The sequence below is a fragment of the Rhodoplanes sp. P11 genome (genome assembly GCF_964266735.1).
GTDB classification, from domain to species: Bacteria; Pseudomonadota; Alphaproteobacteria; order Rhizobiales; family Xanthobacteraceae; genus Rhodoplanes; species Rhodoplanes serenus.
In genome coordinates, this window is sequence record NZ_CAXWGY010000001.1 from 134711 (window position 1) to 146365 (window position 11655).

General features: G+C 72.1%; 12 protein-coding genes. 10 read left to right on the forward strand and 2 right to left on the reverse strand.

All coding sequences use genetic code 11. The annotated features are described in order from the left end of the window. Positions 1–182 precede the first annotated feature (182 nt). On the reverse strand, positions 183–473 hold the full coding sequence (locus ACFQUV_RS00650) for an accessory factor UbiK family protein (RefSeq protein WP_129610464.1): 291 nt from the start codon (positions 471–473) through the stop codon (positions 183–185). Between the two features lie 258 nt (positions 474–731). Between ACFQUV_RS00650 and lgt the strand changes: the two genes are divergently transcribed. The 10 genes from lgt (at position 732) to ACFQUV_RS00700 (ending at position 11188) form a co-directional block, all read left to right on the forward strand. Then, positions 732–1571, forward strand: a complete 840-nt coding sequence (gene lgt, locus ACFQUV_RS00655) for a prolipoprotein diacylglyceryl transferase (RefSeq protein WP_129610462.1) — start codon at positions 732–734, stop codon at positions 1569–1571. Beyond that, positions 1568–2659: a class I SAM-dependent methyltransferase gene (locus ACFQUV_RS00660; RefSeq protein ID WP_244601665.1), complete on the forward strand. Its 1092-nt coding sequence runs from the start codon at positions 1568–1570 to the stop codon at positions 2657–2659. Before lgt ends, ACFQUV_RS00660 begins: the two co-directional genes overlap by 4 nt. Positions 2660–2704: 45 nt before the next feature. Continuing rightward, entirely contained in the window at positions 2705–3475 is a 771-nt protein-coding gene (gene pgeF / locus ACFQUV_RS00665; protein WP_129610460.1) for a peptidoglycan editing factor PgeF, read from the forward strand. 228 nt (positions 3476–3703) lie between these two features. Next, a complete protein-coding gene (locus ACFQUV_RS00670; RefSeq protein WP_129610459.1) occupies positions 3704–4264 on the forward strand; it encodes a hypothetical protein in 561 nt (186 codons plus the stop codon). A 181-nt stretch (positions 4265–4445) separates the two neighbouring features. Continuing rightward, the gene (locus ACFQUV_RS00675; protein WP_111385751.1) at positions 4446–5399 is read left to right on the forward strand and encodes a ribose-phosphate pyrophosphokinase; all 954 of its coding nucleotides are present in this window, start codon (positions 4446–4448) and stop codon (positions 5397–5399) included. A 595-nt stretch (positions 5400–5994) separates the two neighbouring features. Next, complete coding sequence (locus ACFQUV_RS00680; protein WP_111385752.1) at positions 5995–6495, forward strand: YbjN domain-containing protein; 501 nt, start codon at positions 5995–5997, stop codon at positions 6493–6495. 327 nt (positions 6496–6822) lie between these two features. Continuing rightward, the gene (purD, locus tag ACFQUV_RS00685) at positions 6823–8100 is read left to right on the forward strand and encodes a phosphoribosylamine--glycine ligase (protein WP_129610457.1); all 1278 of its coding nucleotides are present in this window, start codon (positions 6823–6825) and stop codon (positions 8098–8100) included. Positions 8101–8181: 81 nt separating this feature from the next. Next, positions 8182–9198 (forward strand): RDD family protein, encoded by a 1017-nt coding sequence (locus ACFQUV_RS00690; protein WP_129610455.1) that lies wholly within the window; start codon positions 8182–8184, stop codon positions 9196–9198. A gap of 257 nt (positions 9199–9455) precedes the next feature. Next, positions 9456–10361 carry an alpha/beta fold hydrolase gene (locus ACFQUV_RS00695; protein ID WP_129610453.1) on the forward strand — a complete coding sequence of 302 codons (906 nt, stop codon included), beginning with the start codon at positions 9456–9458 and terminating at the stop codon, positions 10359–10361. Beyond that, positions 10358–11188: a patatin-like phospholipase family protein gene (locus ACFQUV_RS00700; RefSeq protein ID WP_244601664.1), complete on the forward strand. Its 831-nt coding sequence runs from the start codon at positions 10358–10360 to the stop codon at positions 11186–11188. Before ACFQUV_RS00695 ends, ACFQUV_RS00700 begins: the two co-directional genes overlap by 4 nt. 19 nt (positions 11189–11207) lie before the next feature. Here the strand turns inward: ACFQUV_RS00700 and ACFQUV_RS00705 are convergent, their stop codons facing one another. After that, positions 11208–11636, reverse strand: a complete 429-nt coding sequence (locus ACFQUV_RS00705; RefSeq protein WP_129610476.1) for a nucleoside deaminase — start codon at positions 11634–11636, stop codon at positions 11208–11210. Positions 11637–11655: the final 19 nt, after the last annotated feature.

An 11655-nucleotide genomic window follows, 5' to 3' on the forward strand; every position in this document is an offset into this window, starting at 1 on the left:
CGGCAGCCGCCGGCCTTCGCGGTTCCGCGTGCAGAAAGGGCGAGACTCGCGCCAAAGGCGCAGAACCCGAGTAGAGGGACGTCACGGCTCGATCCGAGGCGCCCCCTCGGCCGGCCGGGGCCTTCCGGCCCCCGCCGCGTCTTCCCGCCAGCCGGGAGAGTAAACGCCTGCGTCGGGGCGCCTCAGACCACGGCCGTGGTGGCGTCGGTCGGGCCGCCGCCGGAGGCTGCGACCTTCGCCTCCAGGGCGGCGAGACGCGCCTTCAGCACCTCGTTCTCCTCGCGGGCGAGCCGCGCCATCTCCTTGACGGCCTCGAACTCCTCGCGCTGCACCACGTCCATGTCGCGCAGGATGCGCTCGGCCTGGGCCTTGATCAGGGTCTCCGCCTCGCGCCGCACGCCCTGGGCGACGCCGGCGGCGTCGTTCATCAGGCGGGCCATCTCGTCGAAGAACCGGCTCGTCGTCTGGACCATGTACTCTCGTCTCCGGAAGCCTGTCGGCACACTGTCGGGGTTGGCGCAGACAATGGCGATGGCGGCGGGGTGACGCAAGGTCTCCGGAACCGTGGACGGCGCGCCGGCGCCCCTCGCGACGACGCCGGCGGCTTGACGCGGCGGGGCTCGCCGCCCCATCACCCGGATCGACCGCCCGAGTCGCCGGCCGCGCCGGCCATGGAGCCTGCGAGGCTCCAGCCCGCGCCGCTTCACCCCGACAGGGTCCGAGGACCGCCGATGCCACTCGCCGTGCTGCCCTTTCCGCGGATCGACCCGGTGCTGGTCAGCATCGGCCCGTTCGCCATCCGCTGGTACGCGCTCGCCTATATCGTCGGCATCCTGCTCGGCTGGCTGTATGCCCGGGCCCTGATCCGGTCGGCGCGGCCGTGGGGCGGCCGGGCGCCCCTCGACGTCCTCGACTTCGACGACTTCGTCGTCTGGGTCACGGTCGGCATCATCCTGGGCGGCCGCGTCGGCTACGTGCTGTTCTACAACTTCGAGCACTTCCTGGCCGACCCGCTGGAGATCGTGAAGCTGTGGAAGGGCGGCATGTCCTTCCACGGCGGCTTCCTCGGCTGCGTCGCCGCGGTGGTGCTGTTCGCCCGCTCGCGCGGCCTGTCGATCCTCACCATCGGGGACCTCACCTGCGCGGTGGCGCCGATCGGTATCTTCCTCGGCCGGCTCGCCAACTTCATCAACGGCGAGCTGTGGGGCCGCCCGGCCGATGTGCCCTGGGCCATGGTGTTTCCGGGTGCCGGGCCGTGGCCGCGCCATCCGAGCCAGCTCTACGAGGCGGGCCTCGAAGGGCTGCTGCTGCTGGCGATCCTGGCCATCGCGGTGCGGGCCGGGGCGCTCAAGCGGCCCGGCCTGGTGATCGGGCTGTTCGCCTGCGTCTACGCGGTCGCCCGCTCGTTCTGCGAGTTCTTCCGCGAGCCCGATCCGCAGCTCGGCTTCCTGTGGGGCGGGCTGACCATGGGGATGGTGCTGTCGGTGCCGCTGTTCCTGGCCGGCCTCGGCTTCGTGGCGGCGGCGCTGTCGCGGCCGCCGCTGCGGCCGGCGCGGGCCGAGTCCCCGTGAGCCCGCTCGCCGACCTCGTGCGCCGGCGCATCGCCGCCGCGGGGCCGCTACCAGTCGCCGACTACATGAGCCTCTGCCTCGGCCATCCGGAGCACGGCTATTACGCGACCCGCGATCCGTTCGGCGCCGCCGGCGACTTCATCACGTCGCCGGAGATCAGCCAGATGTTCGGCGAGCTTCTGGGGCTGTGGGCCGCCGCCGTCTGGCGGCAAATGGGCGAGCCGTCGAGCCTGCGGCTGATCGAGCTCGGCCCCGGCCGCGGCACCCTGATGGCGGACGCGCTGCGCGCCGTCCGGGTGCTGCCCGCCTTCCGCACCGCGCTGTCGGTGCATCTCGTCGAGACCAGCCCGGTGCTCGCGGGGCGCCAGCGCGACACCCTGGCGGGCGCCGGCGTGCCGCTCGCCTGGCACGACGACCTCGGCGCGGTGCCGCCGGGACCGGCCATCGTGCTCGCCAACGAGTTCGTCGACGCCCTGCCGATCCGCCAGGCGGTGCGGACCGCCGACGGCTGGCGCGAGCGGGTGGTGGCGCTGGCTCCGGACGGCCGCCTCGACTTCGATCTCGCGGCCCCCGACCCGGCGCTCGCCGCCACGGTGCCGGCGGCGCTGCGGACGAGCCCGCCCGACATGATCGTCGAGTGGCGCGACGAGGCGTTCGTCCGCCGGCTCGCCGCCCGGGTGGCCGGCGACCGGGAGACTCCCGGCGCCGCCCTGATCATCGACTACGGCCACACGATCAGTGGCGCCGGCGACACCCTCCAGGCGGTGCGCGGCCATGCCTTCGCGGACCCGCTGGCCGCTCCCGGCGAGGCCGACCTCACCGCCCATGTCGACTTCGCGGCCCTCGCCCGCGCCGCCGCGGCGGCCGGCGCCCGCGTCCACGGCCCGCTGACCCAGGCCGAGTTCCTCCGCCGCCTCGGAATCGACGCGCGCGCCGCGCAACTGAAGGCATCCGCCCCCGCCAAGGCCGCCGCCATCGACGCCGCGGTGGCCCGCCTGCTCGATCCCGGCCGCACCGGGATGGGCGCCTTGTTCAAGGTGCTGGCGGTCGCGGACCCGGCCCTCGGGCCGCTGCCCGCCCTGGACTGATCTCTCGACACGACGCTATCGGGACCGACAGACGAGACTGACACCATGATGCTCCACGCCCCCTCGCTCGCGGCCCTGCCGGGCATCCGCCACGCCTTCTTCACCCGCGAGGGCGGCGTCTCCGACGGCCTCTATGCCAGCCTCAACGCCGGCTTCGGCTCCGGCGACGATCCCGCCCGGGTGGCCGAGAACCGCGCCCGCATGGCCGCCGCGGTCGGTGTGGTTCCCGAGAACCTCTTGAGCGCCATCCAGATCCATTCGGCCGACGTGATCGTCGCGGAGGCGCCGTGGACGCCGGCCGAGCGGCCGAAGCTCGACGCCATCGTGACCCGCCGGCCGGGTCTCGCGGTGTGCGCCTCGACGGCCGATTGCGGCCCCGTCCTGTTCGCCGACCCGGAGGCGCGCGTGGTCGGGGCGGCGCATGCCGGCTGGCGCGGCGCGCTTGCCGGCGTCACCGACGCCACCATCGCGGCGATGGAGCGCCTCGGCGCCGCCCGGGAGCGCATCGTCGCCGCCATCGGGCCGATGATCCGCCAGCCGAACTACGAGGTCGGCCCCGAGGTGCAGGCGCAGTTCGTCGCCCAGGACCCGGGCTATGCCCGCTTCTTCGCACCGAGCAGCCGCGACGGCCATGCCCTGTTCGACCTCGCCGGCTACGTGGCGGCCCGGCTCGCCGCCGCCGGCATCGGGCGGGTGGAGGACGTCGGCGTCTGCACCTATGCCGAGGAGGCGCGGTTCTACAGCTTTCGCCGTGCCACCCACCGGGCCGAGCCGGATTACGGCCGCCACGTCAATGCCATCGCCCTGATGCCCTGAGCCCCTCGCGAGCCCCGTCCCCAGCCCGTCCAGCCCCCGGCTGGACCGCAGTCGCGGTTACGGTTAAGGAGTGGTTACCGACCGAGGCGGGACGACCGCCCGACCGGCCCGCTCGACCGGGCCACGGCAGCATCGGGGGCTCGGATGCACGGGGACACGGCACGGCGGCTCGCGCGGCCGCAGTCACGGCGATCGCAGTCACGGCGGAGTGGCGGACGCGGCGCCGGATTGATCGGCTTCGGCGCAGTCCTGCTGCTGGCGCTCGGCAGCGCCGGCTGCACCACCGCGAGCCAGGGCCCCGCCCCGGCCGCTGCCGGCCGCGGACCCACCGTGGCGTTCGAATCCATCGACGGCCCGCCCGAAAGCGTGTTCTCCCGCCTGGTCCAGTCGCTCACCACCGAGGCGCAGACGCGCCAGCTCGCCGTGGTGTCGCGCACCACCCCGGCCACCTACCGGGTGAAGGTCTACACGGCCAACGTGGTCTATCCGAAGAAGGCGGTCATCCACTGGGTGTGGGACGTCTACGACGCCGACCAGCGCCGCGCCTTCCGGTTGTCCGGCGAGGAGCCTGTGACCGGCGCGGGCAGCAACACCTGGGCGGCCGCCGACGAGACCGTGATCCGGCGAATCGCCTCCTCCGGCATGGAGCGACTCGCCGGCTTCCTGGCGACCCCGCGGACCGCATCGGCGCCTGCGGCTCCCGCCGCCGCTCCGGGGGCCGCGCCCGGGCCGGCGCCGACCCGCGACGAGGCTGCCGTGACGGTCGCGGCCGTCGGCCCGGCGCCCTGATCGGGTCGGGGTCGGCAGCCGCTCGCCGGCCGTCCCCCGCTGCAAAGCTCGTGGCCGGCGGGAGCCATGCCTGGGCAAAAGTGCCGGAACACCAAATCGTCGTATTGCACACACCCCGACCGCCTTGTATTCAGGCGCCGCCGGTAGGTTTCGCTCGCGTTGGCGTTTCGGGAGGTCGGGAATGCCTGGCAAGAATGGAGCGATCAAGCTCGTCGCCGGCAACTCCAATCCGAGACTGGCGGAAGCGATCGCGGCTTATCTGAAGACACCGCTCACCCGGGCGGTGGTGCGGCGCTTCGCCGACATGGAGATCTTCGTCGAGATCCTGGAGAACGTGCGCGGAGCCGACGTGTTCGTCGTGCAGGCCACCTCGTTCCCGACGAACGATCACCTGATGGAGTTGCTGATCATCACCGATGCGCTCAAGCGCGCGTCGGCACGGCGCATCACCGCCGTGATGCCGTATTTCGGCTACGCCCGCCAGGACCGGAAGCCCGGACCGCGGACGCCGATCTCGGCCAAGCTGGTGGCCAACCTGATCACCCGGGCGGGCGCCGACCGCGTCCTCACCGTCGATCTGCACGCCGGCCAGCTCCAGGGCTTCTTCGACATCCCCACCGACAACCTCTATGCCTCGCCCGTGATGGTGCGCGACATCAAGGAGCGGTTCGAGCTGTCGAAGCTCATGGTGGTGTCGCCGGACGTCGGCGGCGTGGTGCGGGCGCGTGGTCTCGCCAAGCGCATCAACGCGCCGCTCGCCATCATCGACAAGCGGCGCGAGCGCGCCGGCGAGTCGGAGGTGATGAACGTCATTGGCGATGTCGAGGGGCGCACCTGCATCCTGGTCGACGACATCGTCGACTCGGGCGGCACCCTGGTGAACGCCGCCGACGCCCTGCTCGGGCAGGGCGCCGAGCGCGTCTATGCCTATATCAGCCACGGCGTGCTGTCGGGCGGCGCGGTCGCCCGCATCACCGCCTCCCGGTTGAAGGAGCTGGTGATCACCGACTCGATCCAGCCGACCGAGGCGGTCCGCGTCGCCGAGAACATCCGGGTGCTGTCGATCGCCACTCTCCTGGGCGAGGCGATCGGCCGGACCGCATCGGAAGAATCCGTCTCCAGCCTGTTCGACTGATCCCGTCGACCACCTTCGCGCGACGACGCTCGATCGGCGCCGGACCGGCGCCGTCGGCGGACGCTCGTCGGTGGGCGCTCGTCGACGCGGCCGGCATGATCGCGTCGACGCCGCCTCGGCCTTCACGGCGGCCTCTCCGTCACGCGCGCACGCACCCGTGCAGGACGAGCTTTGCCGTCCCCATCTGATCACGTCTGCTGATCAGCTCCGGACTCCGCCACCACCGACCAGGTCTCCCGTGGCGACGACGTACGCCGTTCGCGCTCCGATTCCGCTCCGTTCCACTTTTGATTCAGAGCGGCGCCGCGCACCCGCTCCCCGAGTCAAACTGTCGCGGACCGAAACGCGGTTCTCTGTGGACCGGCGACGCTCCGTCGTTGCGCGATTCAGCAGAATCCACGATCGCTCGTAAGCGGTTCGGTCGTCTGGGCCGAGCCGCTATAGTCGACGGACCGAGTGATTCGGTGTTCGTGGAAGTCCCGGTGGTGCCGCTCTCGCTGCCCCGGACGCTTCGGGCACCCGGCGCGTGCCGTCGCGTGGCGTGCGCGTTCCGAGCGTACGTTCGCGCGTCCGGCACAGAAGGGGTAGAAGCGGCATGTCGCTGATGGAGATCTCGAATCCGCGGACGGCGAATCCGGTCGACATCGTCGAGCGGATCGCGGCCTTGAACGACTGGTCCTTCGCCCGCTCCAGCGAGGACGAGGTCACGCTGGTGATTGCCGGCAAGTGGACCGACTATCAGGTCTCCTTCACCTGGATGAGCGAGATCGAGGCGCTGCATCTCGCCTGCGCGTTCGATCTGAAAGTGCCCGAGCGGCGCCGCGCCGACATGATCGCGCTGGTCTCGATGGTCAACGAGCAGCTCTGGGTCGGCCACTTCGACCTGTGGGCCAACGACGGCCTGGTGATGTTCCGCCACGCGCTGGTGCTGGCCGGCGGCGTCACCGCCTCGGGAGCGCAGTGCGAGTCGCTGCTCGCCGCCGCCACCGATGCCTGCGAGCGCTACTATCAGGCGTTCCAGTTCGTCATGTGGGCCGGCAAGAGCCCGCGCGAGGCGCTGGAAGCGGTGATGTTCGAGACCGTCGGCGAGGCGTGAGGCGCGCCTTCGGCGCGGCTCCCCGGACGAGGCTTCGTGTCCCGGGCGCGGCGCAACGCGCTGCGAACCGCGACACGATCGGACAAGACCTGCCGAACCTCCTGCCCATCCGACCTGGACCCGGATCTCTGGACCCCAGATCTCTGGACCCCGGATCTGCGGCGCATCGGGCCTACGGCCCGACGCACCTTGTCCGGGGCACGCGGCCGGAGTCCAGCGACGCCGTTTTCCCCAGAGCAGGCCGTGTCGCTCGACGATCGCCGCCGCCGATTGCTGCTATAAGGGCGCCCGACCCTGCCCCTTGGAACCAGCCTCGGCGTGCTGCTCATGAACATTCTCCTCCTCGGCTCCGGCGGACGCGAGCACGCGCTCGCCTGGAAGATCGCCGCGAGCCCGCTCGTCGACCGCCTGTGGTGCGCGCCCGGAAATGCCGGCATTGCCCAGGAGGCCGACTGCGTCGCCCTCGACGCCGCCGACCACGCGGCCGTGATCGCCTTCTGCCGCAACAACGCCGTCGACCTCGTGGTGGTCGGCCCGGAGGCGCCGCTGGTCGCCGGCCTGGTCGACGACCTCGCCGCCGCTGGCATCAAGGCGTTCGGCCCGACCCGGGCGGCGGCCCGGCTCGAAGGCTCCAAGGGCTTCACCAAGGCGCTGTGCCGCGACGCCGGCATCCCCACCGCCGCCTGGGCGGTGTTCACCGCGGCCGCGCCGGCCAAGGCGTATGTGCGCGAGCGCGGCGCCCCGATCGTGGTCAAGGCCGACGGGCTCGCGGCCGGCAAGGGCGTGGTGGTGGCGCAGAGCGTCGCCGAGGCGGAAGCCGCCATCGACCGCATGCTCGGCGGCAGCCTCGGCGAGGCCGGCGCCAGCGTGGTGGTCGAGGAGTTCCTGGCCGGCGAGGAGGCGTCGTTCTTCGTGCTGTGCGACGGCGAGACCGCGCTGCCGCTCGCCTCGGCCCAGGACCACAAGCGCGCCTTCGACTTCGACCAGGGGCCCAACACCGGCGGCATGGGCGCCTACTCGCCCGCCCCGGTGATGACGCCGGAGATCACCGCCCGCACCATGGACGAGATCATCCGTCCGACCCTGACCGCGATGGCCGCGATGGGCGCACCTTACCGCGGCGTGCTGTTCGCCGGCCTGATGATCACCGCCGAGGGGCCGAAGCTCATCGAGTACAATGTCCGCTTCGGCGATCCCGAGTGCCAGGTGCTGATGCTGCGGCTGATGTCGGATCTCGTGCCGGCCCTGCTCGCCACCTGCGACGGGCAGCTCAAGGACTTCGATCTGCGCTGGTACCCGCAGTCCGCCATCACCGTGGTGCTGGCCGCCAAGGGCTATCCGGGCGCCTACGAGAAGGGCACCGTCATCGGCGGGCTGCGCGCCGCCGCCGAGGTCGACGAGGTCGAGATCTTCCACGCCGGCACCACGCAACGCGACGACGGCGCGGTGATCGCCAGCGGCGGCCGGGTGCTCGATGTCTGTGCCATCGGCGACACGCTGGCGACGGCGCGCGGTCGCGCCTACGAGGCGGTCGCGGCGATCCAGTGGCCGGGCGGCTTCTGGCGCACCGACATCGGCGCCAAGGGGCTGGTGCGGCGGGACTGAGCCGCCTCCGTGATCCGCGGCGGACGATGGCCTCCTCGCCCGCTGCCGTCCCCTGCTCTTCTCACCACCCGGACTATTTTCATGAGCGCGTCGGCCCCCTCCGATCTCCCTCTCCTCGACGCCGCCCAGCCTGCATCCGCCAGGCCGGCACCGCTGTGGCGCCGGCTGATCGCCTTCACGCTGGACACCACGCTGCTCGGCGCCATCGGCTACGGGGTCGGCATGCTGCTGTTCGACTGGGTGGTCGGGCTGGGCCTGGCGGCGCGGCTGATCGGCCTGGTGCTGGCGCTCGGCTATTTCGGCCTCGCCGACAGCCGGCTGACCGGCGGGCGCAGCTTCGGCAAGCGCCTGCTCGGTCTCGCCGTGGTAGGCCCGGACGGGGCGCCGCTGTCGATCGGCGCCGCCACCCTGCGGGCGCTGGTGCTGATGGCGCCGGTCATCCTCAACGACTTCGATCTCGACGAGATGTCGCCGCTCATCACCGGCCTGTGGAGCTTCCTGGTCATCGGCGTCGGCCTGTCGCTGCTCTATCTCGTGCTGTTCAACCGGCCGACCCGCCAGTCGCTGCACGATCTCGTGGTCGGCGCCCGGGTGATCGACGTCAACCCGGCGCCGGCTCCCACGCCCACGCCCACGCCTGCTCCGGCGCTGCCGGGCCGTCCGCTGCGGCTCGTCCACCGCATCGTCGTGGGTGTCCTGTGCGCCGTCAGCATCGGCTATGGGCTGGTGCTGCCCTCGCTGGTGGAGTCTTCGGTCCGGCTGAGCGAGCTTCTGGTGGTCCGCAACGCCGTGCGCGAGAACCCGGCGGTGCGCGACGCCACGGTGGCGCGGCGCTGGCAGAAGACGACGGACCGTGACGAGGCGAGCGAGTCCATCGTGATCACCGCAGTGGTCCGGCAGTGGCCGGCCGACCCGGAGGCCGCGGCGCGCGACATCGCCGGCATGGTGCTGAAGCAGTATCCGCAGCTCGTCGGCGAGCGGCCCCTGATCGTGAAGGTCGTGATCGAGTTCAATCTCGGCATCGCCAACTACTCGAAGAGCCAGGGCATCGAGACCTCGGCCGCGACCTGGCCCAAGGCCGAGCCGCTGCGGAGCTGATCGGCGGCCGCGTCCGCCTGCGTCCTCGCCACCGTCTTACGGCCGCGGCCGCTCTCCGGCTATGCTGCGCCCCAGACCCGCCGCGTAGCGGTATACCAACCGCCACATCCCCCGGCTCGTCATGCCCGCGCTCGTCGCGGGCATCCACGACCTGAAAGGCTTGCCAGAACAAGATCGTGGATGGCCGGACAGCCCGGCCATGACGGAGGAGAGGCGGTCGTTATCGACGAAGCTTTGTATTTTGCCCGGAGTGCCCCATGTCCGATCTCGCCGACCTCTATCCCGGCTTCGAGGCCCACTGGATCGATACCAGCGCCGGCCGGCTGTTCGCCCGCTCGGGCGGCAGCGGCCCGCCGCTCCTCATGCTGCACGGCTATCCGCAGTCCAACGTCATTTGGCACAAGGTGGCGCCGACCCTGGCGAAGCAGTTCCGCGTGGTGGTCGCCGATCTGCCCGGTTACGGCTGGTCGGCGGCGCCGCGCTCGGGGCCGGACCATGCGCCCTACACCAAGCGCGCCATGGCCAACGCCATGATCGACCTGATGGAGGCATTGGGGCACGCCCGCTTCTCGCTCGCCGGCCACGACCGCGGCGCCCGCGTCGGCTACCGCCTGGCGCTCGACCATCCCGGCCGGCTGGAGCGGCTGGCGGTGCTGGACATCGTGCCGATCTACACCATGTGGCACCAGATGGACCGCATCCTCGCCTACAAGGTCTGGCACTGGACCTATCTGGCACTGCCCGAGCCCTTCCCCGAGACCATGATCGGCAAGGACCCGCTCTATTACTTCGACTGGAAGCTGGCGAGCTGGAGCGGCACCAAGGACCTGACGCCGTTCGATCCGCGGGCGCTCGCGCACTATCGCGCCGCCTTCCAGGACCCGCTGCGCATCCACGCGACCTGCGAGGACTATCGCGCCGGCCGCACCACCGATCTCGCCGCCGACGAGGCCGATCGCGCCGCCGGCAAGAAAATCGCCTGCCCGGTGCTGGTGCTGTGGGGCTCCAAGGGCATCCCCAGCGAGAACGGCCCGCTCACGGCGTGGCGCGACTGGGCCGACGACGTGCGCGGCCAGCCACTCGACTGCGGCCACTTCCCGGCCGAGGAACGCCCCGCCGAGACCGCCGCGGCCCTTCTCGCCTTCTTCACGGGATCGGCGTGAAGACCTTCGCGCTCGCACTCGGGGCGGGCGGCGCTCGCGGCCTCGCCCACATCGCCGTGTTCGAGGCGCTGGACGAGCTGGGCGTCAAGCCCGTCGCCATCTCGGGCTCGTCGATCGGCGCCCTGATGGGGGCCGCCTACGCGGCCGGGATGAGCCCGCGGGCGCTGCGCCGCCACGTCATCGCCACCGTCACCGACCGCGCCGCGCTGATCCGCCGGCTGGTCGGCGCCCGCGCCTCGGATTTCGCCTGGTCGAGCCTGCTGCGGGTGCCGTTCGGCCACAACCCGGTGCTGCTCGACGCCGACAAGTTCTGCGCCGCCTTCCTGCCCGAGGCGGTGCCGGAGGACTTCTCGGCGCTGACGATCCCGCTGCTGGTGGTCGCCGCCGACCTGTTCGACCAGGCCGAGGTGGTGTTCTCGCAGGGGCCGCTGCGCCCGGCCGTCGCCGCCTCGATGGCCATCCCGGGCCTGCTGCGCCCGGTCGAGCACGGCGGCCGGGTGCTGGTCGACGGCGCCGCCGTCGACCCGCTGCCGTTCACCCAGCTCGCCGGCCGTGCCGACGTGGTGGTGGCGGTGGACTGCTCGTCGGGGCCGCGCCCGCCCGCCGCGGTGCCGGAGGCATGGGACTCGGTGTTCGCCACCCTCGGCCTGATGGGTCACACGATCGTGACCGAGAAGCTCGCCCGGGTGCGGCCCGACCTGCTGATCCGCCCCAATGTCGAGGTGTTCCGGCTGCTCGACTTCCTCCAGGCGATCGCCGTGATCCGCGCCGGCGAGGCCATCAAGGACGACATCAAGCGCGACCTGGCGGCCCTGCTGGAGGGGTGAGAGGTCCCGCCCCGCCGGCTCACCGCCGCGCGCGAAAGAACGCCCGCAGCAGCTCCGCCGCCGCCGTCTCGCCGATGCCGGCATAGACCTCCGGCCGGTGGTGGCAGGTCGGCGACCCGTAGAGGCGCACGCCGCTCTCCACCGCGCCGCCCTTGGGGTCGGCAGCCCCGTAATAGAGCCGCCGGAGGCGGGCGAACGAGATCGCCGCCGCGCACATCGGGCACGGCTCCAGCGTCACGTAGAGGTCGCAGCCGGGCAGCCGCTCGGAGCCGAGCGCCGCCGTGGCGGCGCGGATCGCCACCATCTCGGCGTGTGCAGTCGGATCGCGGTCGCGGAGCGTGCGATTGCCGCCGCGCGCCACCACGGCGCCGTCGCGCACGATCACGCAGCCGATCGGCACCTCGCCGGCGGCCTCTGCGGCCCGCGCTTCGGCCAACGCCATGTCCATGAAGGTGGTCAACGCTCGT

Coding starts and splice junctions, on each gene's coding strand:
- ACFQUV_RS00690 (WP_129610455.1), top strand. CDS start 8,182: ATGAGCGCGTCGGCCCCCTCCGATCTCCCTCTCCTCGACGCCGCCCAG.
- ACFQUV_RS00675 (WP_111385751.1), top strand. CDS start 4,446: ATGCCTGGCAAGAATGGAGCGATCAAGCTCGTCGCCGGCAACTCCAAT.
- lgt (WP_129610462.1), top strand. CDS start 732: ATGCCACTCGCCGTGCTGCCCTTTCCGCGGATCGACCCGGTGCTGGTC.
- ACFQUV_RS00680 (WP_111385752.1), top strand. CDS start 5,995: ATGTCGCTGATGGAGATCTCGAATCCGCGGACGGCGAATCCGGTCGAC.
- pgeF (WP_129610460.1), top strand. CDS start 2,705: ATGATGCTCCACGCCCCCTCGCTCGCGGCCCTGCCGGGCATCCGCCAC.
- ACFQUV_RS00695 (WP_129610453.1), top strand. CDS start 9,456: ATGTCCGATCTCGCCGACCTCTATCCCGGCTTCGAGGCCCACTGGATC.
- purD (WP_129610457.1), top strand. CDS start 6,823: ATGAACATTCTCCTCCTCGGCTCCGGCGGACGCGAGCACGCGCTCGCC.
- ACFQUV_RS00650 (WP_129610464.1), bottom strand. CDS start 473: ATGGTCCAGACGACGAGCCGGTTCTTCGACGAGATGGCCCGCCTGATG.
- ACFQUV_RS00705 (WP_129610476.1), bottom strand. CDS start 11,636: ATGGACATGGCGTTGGCCGAAGCGCGGGCCGCAGAGGCCGCCGGCGAG.